15 protein-coding genes are annotated in these 16,199 nt (G+C 37.1%); 14 read left to right on the top strand and 1 reads right to left on the bottom strand.

All coding sequences use genetic code 11. From position 1 onward, the window contains the following. Positions 1 to 413: 413 nt before the first annotated feature. The 9 genes from motA (at position 414) to M948_RS43120 (ending at position 9,971) form a co-directional block, all read left to right on the top strand. Positions 414 to 1,199: a flagellar motor stator protein MotA gene (gene motA / locus M948_RS25260; protein ID WP_021289150.1), complete on the top strand. Its 786-nt coding sequence runs from the start codon at positions 414 to 416 to the stop codon at positions 1,197 to 1,199. Next, on the top strand, positions 1,192 to 1,959 hold the full coding sequence (gene motB, locus M948_RS25255) for a flagellar motor protein MotB (RefSeq protein ID WP_021289149.1): 768 nt from the start codon (positions 1,192 to 1,194) through the stop codon (positions 1,957 to 1,959). The genes motA and motB overlap by 8 nt, the downstream gene beginning before the upstream one ends. 21 nt (positions 1,960 to 1,980) lie before the next feature. Beyond that, on the top strand, positions 1,981 to 3,675 hold the full coding sequence (locus M948_RS25250) for a methyl-accepting chemotaxis protein (RefSeq protein ID WP_021289148.1): 1,695 nt from the start codon (positions 1,981 to 1,983) through the stop codon (positions 3,673 to 3,675). A gap of 293 nt (positions 3,676 to 3,968) precedes the next feature. Next, positions 3,969 to 5,933, top strand: coding sequence for an LTA synthase family protein (locus M948_RS25245; RefSeq protein ID WP_021289147.1), 1,965 nt, complete (start codon positions 3,969 to 3,971; stop codon positions 5,931 to 5,933). A gap of 384 nt (positions 5,934 to 6,317) precedes the next feature. Continuing rightward, on the top strand, positions 6,318 to 6,413 hold the full coding sequence (locus M948_RS42715; protein ID WP_081674573.1) for a putative holin-like toxin: 96 nt from the start codon (positions 6,318 to 6,320) through the stop codon (positions 6,411 to 6,413). A 500-nt stretch (positions 6,414 to 6,913) separates the two neighbouring features. Continuing rightward, a complete protein-coding gene (locus M948_RS25240; protein WP_021289146.1) occupies positions 6,914 to 7,138 on the top strand; it encodes a hypothetical protein in 225 nt (74 codons plus the stop codon). Between the two features lie 206 nt (positions 7,139 to 7,344). Continuing rightward, positions 7,345 to 8,553, top strand: coding sequence for a CynX/NimT family MFS transporter (locus M948_RS25235; protein WP_021289145.1), 1,209 nt, complete (start codon positions 7,345 to 7,347; stop codon positions 8,551 to 8,553). 37 nt (positions 8,554 to 8,590) lie between these two features. Next, positions 8,591 to 9,802: an MFS transporter gene (locus M948_RS25230; RefSeq protein ID WP_031334991.1), complete on the top strand. Its 1,212-nt coding sequence runs from the start codon at positions 8,591 to 8,593 to the stop codon at positions 9,800 to 9,802. Between the two features lie 4 nt (positions 9,803 to 9,806). Continuing rightward, positions 9,807 to 9,971, top strand: coding sequence for a hypothetical protein (locus tag M948_RS43120; protein ID WP_021289143.1), 165 nt, complete (start codon positions 9,807 to 9,809; stop codon positions 9,969 to 9,971). A gap of 219 nt (positions 9,972 to 10,190) precedes the next feature. Here M948_RS43120 and M948_RS25225 read toward each other — a convergent pair whose 3' ends face one another. Then, entirely contained in the window at positions 10,191 to 11,840 is a 1,650-nt protein-coding gene (locus tag M948_RS25225; RefSeq protein ID WP_021289142.1) for an SLC13 family permease, read from the bottom strand. Between the two features lie 169 nt (positions 11,841 to 12,009). On the opposite strand from M948_RS25225, the gene pxpB reads away from it, so the two are divergent. The 5 genes from pxpB (at position 12,010) to M948_RS25200 (ending at position 15,948) form a co-directional block, all read left to right on the top strand. Continuing rightward, the gene (pxpB, locus tag M948_RS25220) at positions 12,010 to 12,750 is read left to right on the top strand and encodes a 5-oxoprolinase subunit PxpB (RefSeq protein WP_021289141.1); all 741 of its coding nucleotides are present in this window, start codon (positions 12,010 to 12,012) and stop codon (positions 12,748 to 12,750) included. Continuing rightward, positions 12,737 to 13,501, top strand: coding sequence for a LamB/YcsF family protein (locus tag M948_RS25215; RefSeq protein ID WP_021289140.1), 765 nt, complete (start codon positions 12,737 to 12,739; stop codon positions 13,499 to 13,501). The genes pxpB and M948_RS25215 overlap by 14 nt, the downstream gene beginning before the upstream one ends. Positions 13,502 to 13,513: 12 nt before the next feature. Next, complete coding sequence (locus M948_RS25210; RefSeq protein WP_021289139.1) at positions 13,514 to 14,458, top strand: 5-oxoprolinase subunit C family protein; 945 nt, start codon at positions 13,514 to 13,516, stop codon at positions 14,456 to 14,458. Between the two features lie 21 nt (positions 14,459 to 14,479). Continuing rightward, the gene (locus M948_RS25205) at positions 14,480 to 15,076 is read left to right on the top strand and encodes a pyroglutamyl-peptidase I (protein ID WP_021289138.1); all 597 of its coding nucleotides are present in this window, start codon (positions 14,480 to 14,482) and stop codon (positions 15,074 to 15,076) included. A gap of 128 nt (positions 15,077 to 15,204) precedes the next feature. Then, positions 15,205 to 15,948 (top strand): Cof-type HAD-IIB family hydrolase, encoded by a 744-nt coding sequence (locus tag M948_RS25200; RefSeq protein WP_021289137.1) that lies wholly within the window; start codon positions 15,205 to 15,207, stop codon positions 15,946 to 15,948. Positions 15,949 to 16,199 lie beyond the last annotated feature (251 nt).

Below are 16,199 nucleotides of genomic sequence, written 5' to 3'. Positions count from 1 at the left end.
CTCCTTATCAATTTTTAAACTTCCAGTTACACTGTTTCTCCATTTGTATCGGATGGAAAGGCTGGTTGTTGAAAGGGAGCGGGACTTTGTACACAAAATATACATAAATAGGATAAAAGTCTCGATAAAAAATAACAACGATTACCAATTTATTCTTTACCTTTTGTAATAAGAGCCGATAACAAGGATAGGTAACAAGTTAACTTTTAAACAAAAGGATTACAATGGTGCCAACAACAATTTTCATCCGTTTGTTGCGTGTAAAGTTGAGAGCATAAGGGGTTTATTTAAAGGCTGGTACAATATTTAGCTAAACAATCCGTGAAAAGTGAAACGGTTCACTACGATCGTTTTTTGTCTGAAGTTATCGTTATGGAGCAGCCATTGATTTATGAAAACGAGGAGGTAGCACATTGGATAAGACATCAGTTATAGGTATTATCTTAGGAATTATTGCGGTAGGAGTAGGAATGGTATTAAAAGGAGTACATATTGGAGCTCTTGTGAACCCCGCAGCCATTCTAATTATTCTTGTCGGGACGGCAGCATCAGTCTGTATTGCATTTCCGTTGAGTACGATAAAAAAAGTACCATCTTTATTTAAGATCATTTTTTCTAATGATCAGCATGATGATCCCAAGGACGTTGTCTTGATGTTTACTGATTTAGCTGATCAAACACGAAAAGAGGGGATCCTGTCACTAGAAAAACAACTGCAGGAAGTAGACGATCCGTTTTTAAAATCCGGTTTACAGTTTGTGGTAGATGGCCAATCTCCAGAGTTTATTCGTGAAGTTATGATCGAAAAAATGAATGCGATTGAAAATAGACATCAAGAAGGAATTGCCGTGTTTTCCCAGGCTGGAACGTATGCACCAACATTAGGAGTACTAGGTGCTGTTATTGGTTTAATTGCTGCACTTGGAGATATGCAGGATATGGACGTGCTAGGTCATGCTATTTCGGCAGCTTTTATCGCAACATTGTTAGGTATTTTCACTGGATATGTTTTGTGGCATCCCTTCGCTAATAAGCTCCGTGAAAAGTCGAGGAAAGAAATTCAAGTGAAAGAAATTATGTTAGAAGGGATGCTTTCCATTACTGTAGGTGATTCAGCATTAGTAGTAAGAGACAAGCTAGGATCGTATTTATCCACGAAAGCGTTTATTACCTTACAAGGGGAGGAGGCTGATGCGTAGAAATAAAAAGAAAAATTCGCATCATATCGATGAGTCATGGTTACTTCCTTATTCTGATTTACTAACGTTACTATTAGCATTATTTATTGTGTTATTTGCGATGAGTGAAGTCGACTCGCAAAAATACCGAGAATTATCTCGGGTGTTTCAAAATGAATTTTCTGGCGGCCAATCGATACTTGAAGAGAGTAATAAGGCAATAGAATTACCGAATGAAGAACAAGAAGAGGATAAACAAACGGAACAGAGTGCCAATGAACAAGAGCTACATGAATTACAAACACTACAAAAGCAGATGAACCAGTATATAGAAGAAAAAAATTTAGATGCCATGTTAGCTACCCAATTAACAGATGAAGGCCTGCTGATTACCATTTTAAATGATGTCACATTCGATTCTGGAAGTGCAGAAGTGACAGCGAATGGGGAGGAAATTGCCAAGGAATTGTCTGAATTTCTTTATACGGACCCACCTCATCAAATTGTCATAAGTGGCCATACGGATAATAAACCAATCAAATATGCAGAATTCACATCAAATTGGGAATTAAGTGTAACAAGAGCGGTTAATTTTATGCATTTATTATTAACGAATGAAAAATTAGATCCAACGCGATTCAGTGCAAAAGGGTTTGGAGAACACCAACCTACTGTACCAAATACAACGATCGAAAATCGGGCAAAAAATCGTAGAGTTGAGGTTCTTATCTTACCGAATTATGAAATTAATACAGGAAGTCAAAATGAATCAACAAGGTAATAGACATAAGGGGGAAGTAGAGTGAAGAGCTTATTTCAATTTAAACATTTACAGACGAAGTTATTTGTGGCATTTTCCGTTATTACTTTATTTGTTTTCGTATTGGGAGTGACCAATTATATTGTAATCAATAACAATAACCAAGATACTCATGAAATTATTAAAGAAGAATTGCCAGTGTTAGTTGCTGATGAACAGCTTGCGATTAATATGGCAGAACGTACAAGTCTTATTCGTGGATACTTATTATATGGAGAAGAAAAATATAAGCAGGAATTTAATGATACGTTAGAAGCAACAATGGAATTAGAGAATTTTGTCTTAGAAAACAGTGATTCAGAGCAAGCAAAAGCTCTAATAGATAAGAAGATTGAGTGGGGGCACCTCACCGATGAAGTATTTAAACAATACGATAATGGAAATGAAGATCAAGCACGATTAATTATGACAAATGAAGTGCAGCCAATAGCTAATGAATTAATTCAAGGTTTTAGTGATTTAGCGAAAGCAAAAGAGACAAAGATCAATGAGGTGGGGGAAACAATTATACAATCAGGTGACCAGACAGTTATGATTGGAGGAATTGTTTCCATTGCGGTTGCAGTATTAGGAATTGTGATTGCGTATTTAACTTCAAGAACCATTACCCGACCATTGCAGCATTTAAAGGAACGAATGAATCTAATTGCTGCTGGAGACCTTCATCATGAACCGCTGGAAACAAAATCAAAAGACGAACTTGGCCAATTGATGATTGCAACGAATACGATGAATGAAAACCTTCAGGATTTGTTACATCGTGTTAAACGTGTATCAGATACAGTAAATGAACAGAGCGATGCTCTAAAACAAGCTGCTAATGAAGTACAACAAGGGACAGAACAAGTCGCCGAGACCATGCAGGAATTAGCAACTGGTTCGGAATCGCAAGCTAGCCATGCAGGAGATCTTGCGGGAGTTATGAACGAATTTAATACAAGTATTCAAGAGGTCAATACGAAAAGCGAATCAATTGAATCTGCTTCGATGGATATCCTTCAACAGGCAGAAGGTGGTCAAAAGGTGATGACTACAACTAAACAACAAATGAAGACAATTGATCAATTGGTACAGACTGCTGTTAGACGTGTACAAGGTTTAGATAGTCAATCGCAACAAATCTCTCATTTAGTAACGGTTATTAGCGAGATTGCTGAACAAACGAATTTACTTGCTCTAAATGCAGCGATTGAAGCTGCAAGGGCAGGAGAGCATGGAAAAGGTTTTTCCGTTGTAGCAGACGAAGTAAGGAAATTGGCTGAACAGGTTTCTTCCTCTTTGCAAGATATTACCAATGTGGTTGGTAACATTCAGTCAGAAACGAATCAAGTTGCTACATCTCTACGGGAAGGGTATAGTGAAGTACAAGAAGGAACAAAACAAATGGAAACAACCGGGGAAACCTTCCATTCTATCCATTCCTCTGTAAAAACAATGACAGCCAGTATTTCTACTGTGAAAAATCATTTAGCCCGTATTTCTACTAAAAGTAAGGATATGAATGGATCTATCGGAGAAATTGCAGCGATATCGGAAGAATCAGCTGCAGGTGTTGAACAAACGTCTGCCTCTACACAACAAACAAGTAGTTCCATGCAGGAAGTAACTGCAAATGCAGAACAGCTTGCTAGTTTGGCAGATGAACTAAATGAATTAATGAAACGGTTTAACCTGTAACAGGCTATTAAACATATTGTAATACATCTTTTGACTAACTTAGGTATATAATGAACAAGAAAATCATGGTAAAAATCCATGATTTTTTTGATTGCAGTCCTTGGGAGAGTAATGATCGACAAAAAACACCAAAACTTGTCAAGAAAACAACCTTAAAAAACTTTGACCAAATCTTTAGATTGAGTTATAATTAAAAATCGTTATTAGAAAAATTTATGGATTAAAAGGTAAATGAACAGGGTATAAAAAAGATAATGACTAACTAAATGAGTTTTAAATTCGAGGTGAAAAAAGTGAAGAAATTTTTATCAACCAAAATGGGCTTCTTCGCGGTTGCACTAGTGCTTTTCTGGATAAAAACATATGCAATATATAAAACGGAATTTAGTCTGGGTGTAAGTGGGGCGATGCAAGAATTTCTATTATTCTTAAACCCTCTTAGTTCTGGATTAATTTTTCTCGGACTAGCATTATTTGCGAAAGGTAGAAGAGCTGGTATTTGGATCATCATTGTTGATACCATTTTAACCTTTATACTATATGCTAATGTCGTCTTCTACCGTTTCAACAGTGACTTTATTACAATTCCGACCATGATGCAGACGGATAACTTTGGAAGTATTGGTGGAAGTATAGCCGATCTAGCACAAATGCATGACTTGCTTTACGCAGTAGACATTTTATTCCTTATTGTATTGTTTACGTTCGTACGTAAAAGCTGGACCGTTAGCCGTATGCAGTTGCGTAAGCCTTTTATGGTATTAGCAACAGGGGTATTAGTATTTACTATTAATCTAGGATTAGCTGAAGCTGATCGTCCACAATTATTAGAACGTACATTTGATAGAAACTATCTAGTAAAATATTTAGGTGCGTTTAACTTTACAATCTATGATGCTATTCAAAGTGCTAAGACGTCAACAAGACGTGTATTAGCTGATAGCAATGACATTACCAAAGTAGAAGAATATACCGATGCAAAATATGCAGAACCAAATGAGAAATACTTTGGTAAAGGAGAAGGGAAAAATATTATCAAGATTCACTTAGAGTCATTCCAGTCATTCCTAATTGACTATAAATTGAATGGCGAAGAAGTAACGCCATTTCTGAATGATCTAGTACATGATCAAGAAAAAGGCTTTACGTATTTTGATAACTTCTTCCATCAAACAGAGCAAGGAAAGACAGCTGATGCTGAATTAATAACCGATACGTCACTATATGGTTTACCACAAGGATCAGCGTTTGTAACAAAAGGAAATAATACGTACCAAGGACTGCCAGCAATTCTTGAGCAGCAGCAAGGGTATACAAGTTCTGTCTTCCATGGAGATGGGAAGTCATTTTGGAACCGGGATGAGGTTTATAAACACTTAGGTATTAATGAGTTTTATCATGAAGACTATTATGATATGAGTGAAGAAAATGTCATTAACTATGGCTTGAAGGATAAACCATTCTTCGAACAATCCATGCCATATTTAGAAGATATGGAACAACCTTTCTATGCACACATGATGACATTGACGCATCATCATCCATATCTAATTGATGAAGAAGATGCATCTATTGAACCTGCAGAAACTGGGGATGGTTCTGTTGACCGTTATTTCCAAACGGCACGCTATTTAGATGAATCGTTAGAGCAATTCTTTAATGATCTAAAAGAAAAAGGTCTCTATGAAGACTCGATTATCATGATCTACGGTGACCACTATGGAATTAGTGATAACCATAATCGAGCGATGAAAGAAATAACAGGCGAAGAAATTACACCATTGAAAAACGCTGAATTGCAACGTGTTCCATTCATGATTAAAGTACCTGGAGTGGAAAGTGAAGGAATTAACCATGAATATACCGGCCAAATCGATGTTATGCCAACACTGCTTCATATTCTAGGTATCGACGCTAGTGATTATATCCAATTCGGTACAGATATGTTCTCAGAGGATCATAAAGAATTTGTTCCTTTCCGTAATGGTAACTTTATGACCGATGAATATAGTTATGTTGATGGGAAGTATTATGATAACGAGACAAAAGAAGTGATCAAGGAACCTACGGAAGAAATGAAGAAAATGGAAGATCAAGTTGTCAAAGAACTAGAACTGTCGGATGAAGTCTTATATGGTGACTTGTTACGCTTCTATACACCAAATGAAGAGTGGGAGCCAGTAGATACAGATAATTATTTCTATGGTGGTCCTGATGAAGAGAATCCAAATCAAGATCAAGAAACAAAAGAAGAATAGGAAAAGGGTGCAGCTCATGAGCTGCACCCTTTTTAGATTGTCTAAATTCCTAAGTTATGAGTTAATAGCTAGTAAGACGCAATAGAAAATGATTAGGTTTTTATTAGAAGATGAATCAATTTTCAATAAAATTTACTGATAACAATAACCAAATTGCATAGAAAACACATCAAATGCATTACATCGTACATAAAAAATGACATACAATGCAGTATACAAGCAGTAAGTAAGGCCTGTTTGTATAGTAAAAAGAGAAAATTACCAGGAAACCAAACAAATGTTCTGTTTTTACGTATTTAATCATTCATCTATGGTATACTATTAACAGATAATGTTCTTTGGGATTACAAGGCTAGCCCTATTGATAAGGAGGGGGTGAGCCAATTGAACATTTATGAAGTGATTATGGTGATGTTTTCGTTTGGCACCTTTTTGGTCGCTTTTTTGACACTAATCATTCGAATCATCAATAAAAAATAGACCTCCCTTACGACGACACTAACGCATGAACGGAGAGGCCTATTTCAGGATAGCCGATCCCTTAGGAACCGCTTATCATCGACCACAGTTGCCGCTGTGGTCCTTTTTTAGTATATGCATCCTTCTACCCATAGTATACCACAAACAAAAAGAATAAGCCGACTTATTTGTTCTTGGCATCATATGTAAATAAAAAGTTCACAAATTTGTCACATATGATAATAAATAACAAATTTCGCTAAAATCTTATTTTTGATTCTAGATAATGAAACATATATTGACATAGTTTGACGATGTTTAACAGGATATCGATAGTTATTCGATACAAAATCGACAAAATTGCTAACAAAGCAAAACCTTGACGAATATGAGATAATAGGAATATAGTCATATTATTTTTACAAATTATAGAAAAAATGGATTTGTATCAGTATGAAACCTGCCTCTTCATCGACAACTGGTATATACAAAAAGGAGGGAGAAATAAAGGAGGTACTAAAATGCAAGCAGAATCGGAAGATAAGAAAGAACGCGGTATACACGTATATCCTCACAAAACAAGTGCTTGTCAGATTCCTTATCATCAAAAACAAATTTGTTATTTAGCATCCGTTGTATATCACGAAAGGTATCAGTGCAATTGTTATTCATTCTATAAAGGTCGCGAATACTGGATTGGCGCGCAAATGAATTGGCTGGATACATACCTTAAAAATATGGAATAATAACCATAGAAACAATTCTAAAGGCTGTCGATTAAACATATCGACACCTTTTTTATGTTGCGGGTGCTTATATTTGTTGTATGGAACAAGGGTCTTGCTGTTTATTAGTAATGACTAAAGGAAAGGATAAGTGCTCTTCCTTAAAGTTAAAAGCAAAGATATGCTATATTAAGAAAAGGATTATGTTGAGAAGGGAGATACAGCAATTGGAGACGCAGCAATTAAATCAGCAAAAACCAGCTTTTTATCAAATTCTTTTGGTAACTGGAATCGTCGTCATCGCCTTTAATTTAAGACCTTCCATTACCTCTGTAGGACCTATCATTGGAACGATCCGAGATCAGTTAAACTTATCGAACGGGAGTGTGGGGTTACTAACTAGTTTGCCACTAATTGCTTTTGCAATCATGTCCCCACTCGTGCCAAAGATTAGTAATCGATATACGAATGAACGTGTAATGTTAATTGGCTTAATTGTTTTATTTATTGGAGTTAGTTTACGTAGCTTATCGGTTATATTTTTTCTGTTTGCAGGGACTTTATTAATAGGGTTTGGTATAGCTATTTGTAATGTACTCCTTCCTAGTGTCATAAAGGAAAAATTCCCAGCGAAGGTAGGAATTATGACTAGTGTTTATTCTACAATTATGGGGGGATTTGCAGCAACAGCCTCTGGCTTAAGTGTACCGATAGCAAGCGGACTTAACCTGGGCTGGCAAATTGCTCTCTTTGTATGGGCAGTACCAGCACTCATTGGTATCATTGTTTGGGGTTATCTAGTGAAAAAGCGTGCAAATGAACGATCCTTATACCATTATGTTCAGCCTGTATCCAATCGAATCTGGAAATCGCCATTAGCTTGGCAAGTAGCTGGATTTATGGGTTTTCAATCTTTTCTATTTTATGTTACGATTTCGTGGTTGCCCGAAATTCTCCATGCGTCTGGATTTACTGTGAACACTGCTGGCTGGATGTTGTCTATTATGCAATTTATAGGAGTGCCAGCTAGTTTTATCGTCCCGATGTTGGCTGGTAAATTTAGGTCACAGCAAGGGCTTGTATTAATAATGGGACTGTTTTCTGTTACTGGTTATACAGCATTGTTATTTGGAGAATCATCATTTATGCTGATACTCAGTGTTGTATTAATTGGGGTGGCTCTCGGTGGGACATTTCCATTAGCGTTAACGATTCTTAGTTTACGAGCCCGTAATGGTATAGAAGCAGCACAATTATCAGGAATGGCGCAATCATTTGGTTATATCTTAGCTGCGTTCGGACCATTTTCTATAGGCTTTCTCTATGATCAAACACATACATGGGGTATCCCATTGATAACTTTAGTTACTATTGCCATTATTGTTATCTTATTTGGTATGGGGGCTGGCAGAGATAAATTTGTGTTTGATGAATAAATCAGAGCGTACAATTTTAAGTATTGGATGTGACACTATGCAGGAGAGAGCTTATAGCATGAAGGATTTCTATTTTTGGAAAATCACCCTTAGTTTGGCTTTAGCTTCTTTTTTTATATTTGCGAGTATGTATGCCGTACAGCCACTACTGCCTGTATTTGTTACGGCATTTGATATAGGAGTCTCCGCCTCCAGTTTAACATTGTCGATGACGATTGTAGGTTTAATTATTGGATTAGTTATTTTAGGTTTCTTATCGGATCGAATAGGGAGAACCATATTTATTAAACTATCGTTGATTGGTTCCATACTTCCATTCTTTTTTATGCCATTAACGGATTCTTTTTTTATCTTCGTAATGCTTAGATTTATCCAAGGATTTGCACTTGCTGGATTGCCGGCAGCTGCTTTAGCCTATCTCAGTGAAGAAATTGATCGAAGGAGTGCAGGTGTAGCCACCGCTCTCTATATATCTAGCAATGCTTTAGGTGGAATGGTTGGGAGAGTGGCAACTGGTTATGTAGCAGATACGTTCTCCTGGGAAATTGCGTTTATTGGATTAGCGGTGTTCGGAATGCTTATCCTTATGCTTGTCCATTTCATGCTCCCAAGCTCACGTTTCTTTCAGTCTAGTAGTTTGAGTTTTCGTAAAGATTTAGAAGGATTTCTATTTCATTTAAAAGATCCAAGTTTACTTCTTGTTTTTGGGCTAGGTATCATTTTGCAGTTATCGTTCACAGGGGTGTGGACGTTCTTGCCATTTTATATGCAAGGTGAACCGTTCTCCCTTTCTTTACAAGCTATTTCATATTTATTCTTTGCATATGGGTTAGGCGTCATTGGTTCTCCGTTTGCAGGTTGGTTAGCTGGTATTTTCGGATTGAAGAAAGTTCGTATATCCGGGATTACTGTTTTATCGATAGGGATAGCAATGACGTTAAGTGCTTCCTTGTTTTGGATTATCGTTGGATTATGTGTCACTTGCTTAGGATTTTTCACTGCGCACTCGTTAACAGCTACCGCAGTAAGTGAACAAGCGACACATCATAAAGGAAGTGCTTCAAGTCTTTATCTCGTATCTTATTATATAGGTGTTTCACTTGGTAGTTCTGCTCTTTCCCCAATCTGGGGGAACTATGGCTGGCAAGGATTAATTTTATTTATAGCTGTCTTACCAATTTTCTACCTTTTTGTTGTTCAATTATTACAACGTATGATTCAAAAAAAGTCAGCTAGAAAGGGGGCATAAACATTTGGTTAAACATCTCCTTATTGAAGCGCTCGGATGGATACTTACGGCGATAGGAGCCTATTACATCTATGAAGATTCGAAGCTAATGCTTCCTTATATTAGCTTAGGTATCGGAATTGTCCTTATTCTCTTTAATTTCCCTAAAAGCTTTCGAAAGCAATCATAAAATAAGTAAAATCGAACGTTTATCCGAGTTAAAATGAATTCGGATAAACGTTCGATTTTTTAATCTTTTTGGCGACTCCATTCAAAACTATACGCGTTTGAAGATTCTTTCGGCTAGTAAATGCTGCATATTAGCCAAAAAAGCTGTAGCCGCACTATCAAGAATCTTTGTATTATCGTTTTAATTTACTCATCCTCCCTCATTTTCATAAGAAGGGGGTTATTTTACAAAGTCAGGGAGGTGATTAATATCGATGCCCCAAACAACGGGAAGCAAGAAATACACAGCAATGGTTACAAGAATGATTCCGCATAAATTAAGGGCTATTCCTGCCTTTGCCATATCTGGGATTCGCAAATAATTCGATCCAAACACAACAGCATTCGGTGGTGTAGCAACTGGGAGCATAAATGCGCAAGAAGACGCAACACCTGCTGCTATCATCACTACAAATGGATGAACCCCAAGCGCGACTGCAAGTGCAGCCATAATCGGATACATCATATTAGCTGTTGCAGTGTTGGAGGTGATTTCAGTTAGGAAAATAACTAATGCTGTTACGACAAGTAAAACAATGAAAATATGAATCCCTTGTAATGCAGTTAATTGATTTCCAATCCATTCGGAAAGACCCGATTCAGTAAATCCAGCTGCTACTGCAAGTCCACCACCAAACAACAATAAAATGCCCCATGGTAATTTTACAGCTGTTTTCCAATCTAATAAAAAATCTCCTTGTCTACTCTTAGATGGAATGATAAATAAAATAAGTGCTGCTGTCATCGCAATGATTGCGTCATTGATATTCTCATTCCATTCAACTAAAATAAATGAACGGCTAATCCAAGCTAGTGCAGTTAAGATGAATACGGCAAATACAGCTTTTTCTTCAACAGATGGTTTTCCCAGCTTCCGTTTTTCATCCGTTATAACTGCCTTTCCTCCAGGCAGCTGTTTTAGCTTCGGAGGGTAAGCAATTTTAACCAGGTAGATCCATGCAATAAAGATAAATATCCATGCAATTGGCACACCAAATAACATCCAGGTTGCAAATGATAGTTGAATACCGTACATTTCGTTTATAACGCCAGCAAGTGCCGCATTTGGTGGCGTTCCAATTAACGTTGCAATTCCCCCAATTGATGCTGAATAAGCTATGCTAAGCATCAGGGCCTTACCAAATGCGAAATTTTCCTTGGAAGTATCGATGGAAGGATCATCCTTTAATGCATCTGAGATTTGATAAATAATTGCTAAACCAATCGGGACCATCATCATAGCTGTTGCTGTATTAGAAATCCACATCGATAGAAATCCGGTAGCAACCATAAACCCAAGAATAATTCGATTCGTATTAGTTCCAATGACAGAAATAATGTTAAGCGCAATTCGTTTATGTAGATTCCATTTCTCCATTGTAAGTGCGATCATAAACCCGCCCATAAATAAAAAGATCGTGTCGCTACCATAAGAAGATGTAGTTGTATCAATGTCTAATCCACCAGTTAATGGGAATAGGATGATTGGAAGTATTGAGGTAGCAGGAATCGGTATCGCTTCAGTCATCCACCATACAGCGATCCAAATAGTACTTGCTAACACCGCTAATCCTTCTTTTGAGAGACCTTCGGGAGAAAAAACAAGTAAAGTTAAAATAAACAGCAATGGACCAAGAATTAATCCGATTAATTGTGCAGGTTTATAATTACGATGTCCCCCGTTGTGATCACCATTTCCGTTAGATGAACCTGAGGGATCAATCGATCTCCCGGTAGAAATTTTGGAGGATTTGGGCTTAACAAAAAAGGAAAACATATCTTTTACTTCATCATGTTTTTCCCACATCCATTTCCATGTTGTCGAAATCATGTTCCTACCTCCTTTAATATTCATAGTATTTATTATATTCGTAGATTTAATGTTGATCAAGAATTTTTGGTTGCGTTTTCAATAAGTGATTCCCTAAAATACCAAAGGTTCAGTCATTTTTAGCTAAAATATGATATCATTTTACTAATAGGATGTTGGGGGAATGAATATGGAATATCGTTTACAAGCGGTTGGTGATTCGGCTGTTAAAATTCAGGCAGCTGGGGAAGTAACAGAATATATGAATGCCCAAATCCGAAGTATTTGTAATAAGTTGGAACAAGCATCTATTTCTGGTGTTATTGAATGGGTTCCTGCTTATAATTCTGTCACGATCTATTACCAACCAATTGATATATCTTTTCAAAGAATAACCAAAAAACTGGAAGAAATGTTGACAAATCTATCGATCCGTACAACGTCTTCGGTTCGAACGGTGCATGTTCCTGTTTGTTATGGAGAGAAATATGGCCCTGATTTAGAATATGTTGCTGCATATAACCGATTAACTCCCGATGATGTGGTAGCTATCCATCAAAAACCTGCGTATCTAATCTATATGATTGGCTTTCTACCAGGTTTCCCGTATCTAGGCGGTCTAGATAAACAAATAGCCACACCTCGACGAAAAGAACCACGCCCATCAATCGTTAAGGGTTCTGTTGGCATTGCACAGGAACAAACAGGGGTTTATCCAGTTTCATCACCAGGAGGCTGGAATATAATTGGAAGAAGTCCACTGCAATTATTTAATCCGTATGATAAACAGGCGCCATTCTTATTTAAAAATGGAGATCGTATTCAATTTTATGCCATAAGCGAAAATGATTATAGCTATATATTCAATTTGGTTGAAGCAGGAGATTTTAACGTATCCATTAAGGAGGGAGCTTCTGATGACAACAATTGACATTAATTGTGACATGGGGGAAAGTTACGGAGCATTCATGGTAGGTGAAGATGAAACAATTATGAACTATATTAGTTCAGCGAATATAGCTTGTGGGATGCATGCAGGAGATCCACATGTAATGGAGAGAACCGTACGTTTAGCAAAAAAGAACAGGGTTGGAATTGGGGCACATCCAGGTTTCCCTGATATCGCTGGATTTGGCAGACGTATGATGGAATTCACAGAAGAAGAAATCTATCAGCTAATAATCTATCAAATCGGAGGATTACAGGCCTTTTGTTCGGTACACGATGTGACATTAAAACATGTTAAGCCACATGGAGCGTTGTATAATCTTGCAGCACGTGACGAGAAGGTTGCAGACGCAATAGCAAGAGCAGTATATGATTTGGATTCCAATCTGATACTGATCGGATTAGCGAATAGTGCTTTATTATCTGCTGGAATAGCAGCTGGTATAAACGTAGCCTCAGAAGTTTTTGCAGATCGTACGTTTACCGCTGAAGGGTTTTTAACACCAAGGAATGTAAAGGGAGCATTCATCTATGATGTAAAAGACGCAGCGGAACAAATGAAACGAATCGTCGTTGATCAGAAGGTCAAAGCGATCGACGGTACCATTATAGATTTAAAAGCAGACACGATTTGTATACACGGGGATGGCAAACATGCTGTAGCTTTCGCTGAAGCATTGCAAACTACTTTATCTAACAATGGAATTACCATAAAGCGTTTAGGTGAGAAGTAGGGGGAATGTATCATGTATGAACGAATAGCTTTGTTTAAAGTACATAAACCTGGGATATATACAACCTTTCAGGACCTTGGTCGCTATGGATATCAGCAGTTTGGTGTTCCTGTATCGGGGGCGATGGATTATTTTGCATTACAAGCCGCAAATATAGTGGTAGGTAATTCAAGAAATACTGCATGCTTGGAAGTTACACTGGTTGGCCCAAAACTGGAAGCCTGTGACACGATTACAATAGCAATCACTGGAGCAGATTTAGAAGCTAAAATAAATGGAAGAGAAGCACCTATGTATACATCCATTCAAATTCAGGCAGGAGATGTGTTGACATTTGAGGGCCACCGGAATGGCGTACGCTCGTATATAGCGATTGCCGGTGAACTTGATAGTCCCTCTTTCTTTGGTAGCCAATCAGTAGATATAAAGAGTGGATTTGGAACCACATTAGATAATGTACCATGTATTTATGGTTATCCAAGACATGCTCCTAAAAAAATTGGTTTATCAGAGTCTGTCCGGCCAAGGTATCAGAAATCCATTAAGGTAGGGGTTATTGAGGGACCCCATACAGACCATTTCTCTATGGAAGCTAGAAATTTATTTTTTAGACAAACGCATGTGGTAGAAACAAATTCGAATCGTATGGGATACCGGTTACAATCCAAGAAAATTGTAACTAAAAGTCATACTGTTCTGTGGTCTGATGCTGTCCCATTTGGCGGAATACAAATCCCACCAAATGGTCAACCAATTATTCTAATGGCAGACCGTCAAACAACTGGTGGCTATCCACGGATAGGAACTATCTGTAGCGCAGATCTTCCTAAGGTTGCCCAATTGGCACCAAAAGGAAAAATCTCATTTTATCCAATATCTTTAGAAGACGCACAGAAAAGGCAAATAGAATTGAATAATCAATTCTATCAATGGAGTATGTTTCGTAAAGATTTATAAATAATAGGGGGAGTAACGATCATGAAAAAATTGTTACTAACAGGGTTTGCGCCTTTTTTAGATAACCCGGTTAATCCAACCACAAACATTGTAGAACAATTACATAATCAAGTTATCAGTGACTATGCGGTTATTGGACATGTATTGCCAGTTGAATTTCAACAATCTGGATCTGACATGGTTAGATTAATTGAAACCTATGACCCAGATGCAGTAGTATCTTTAGGAGTAGCAGTAGGCAGGAGATTAGTAACTCCAGAGCGAATCGCGATCAACTGTAATGATGGACCAATAGATAATCGTGGATACAAACCGGCAGGGGAGAAGATAGTTGAAAATGGTCCAGATGGTTATTTTTCAACGTTACCAATCCAACATATGGTACAGAACATCAAAAAAGCGAATTTACCAGCTGAAATATCTAATACTGCTGGAACTTATCTGTGCAATAATGTTATGTACCACACTCTGCATTATTTTAAAGAACAAAAACTTCATCGACCGTCAGGATTTATTCATATTCCAGCATCTCATGAATTGGGATTGGAAAGAAATGTACCCAGCTGGTCAAATGAAGATTTAGCTAAAGCTGTGTGGGAATCTATTGCTTGTTTGTAAGTGAGGATAATTGCTACTGTAAGAAAAATGGTTTACAATAACGTAGATATAAATAGATATTTAATATTCTACATAGGTTGAAAAACGAGAGCATTCAGAAGAAGAAACGAAAGGCTGGAGGATATATAATGGACGAACAAGAGAAAGTAATTCGACTAATCGCATTAGATATGGATGGCACATTACTAACAAATGAACATAAAGTGTCTAAAGCCACACGTAAAGCAATTGCTGAAGCTATGGACAAAGGAGTCCATGTTGTATTGAGTACCGGTAGAGGCTTACAATCCTGTTATCCATATGCAGAGTCATTGCAATTAACTTCTTTTATGGTTACAGCAAATGGCGGAGAAATTTGGACAGTAGAAAAAGAATTAGTAGAACAACATTTATTAGCTACAGATAAAATTGAAAAAATGTATGATTTAGCGATAGAATTAGGTTTATCCAGCTGGATGATATCTACAGACGGTGTTTATCGTAACACAAAACCGGAAGATTTTCATGAACATAAATGGTTGAAGTTTGGTTGTGAATCCTATGATAAAGATAAATTAAATCAGATGATGAAAGAGTTATCGTATATGAAGGACTTAGAATTAACAAACTCCCTGCCTACAAACATGGAAGTAAATCCAAAAGGCGTAAGTAAAGCACGTGCACTTCATACCGTATGTAGTAAATTAGGTGTTACTATGGAAGAAATGATGGCTGTTGGGGATAGCTTAAATGATATGAAGATGATTCAAGAAGCTGGAATTGGTGTAGCAATGGGGAACGCTCAGGATGCAATTAAACAAGCAGCTGATTTTGTAACGGATACGAACAATCAAGATGGTGTTGCAAAAGTAATTGAACGGTTTGTGTTATAAAAATATACATTGACTGATGATATTTGGTTGAATTTGCGATATTTCTAAAGAAAAAAGTGTATATTTCAGTCCTATTGAAAAAGCTGACTTTTTGTCAGCTTTTATTTTATTAACATACTAATTATTAAACTTTCATAAATTATTAGTAAGTGGAAAAATGAGAGTATAAGCTTCATGTAATTTGTCTATCCTATATAAGATAAGCAAAACGATGCCAATGTAGTTTATACCTGTAATGGATCCAAGGATCT

The sequence above is a fragment of the Virgibacillus sp. CM-4 genome, from assembly GCF_000445495.1.
In the GTDB taxonomy this organism is placed as follows: domain Bacteria; phylum Bacillota; class Bacilli; order Bacillales; family Amphibacillaceae; genus Virgibacillus; species Virgibacillus salexigens.
This window is presented reverse-complemented; position numbering and strand designations above follow the sequence as displayed.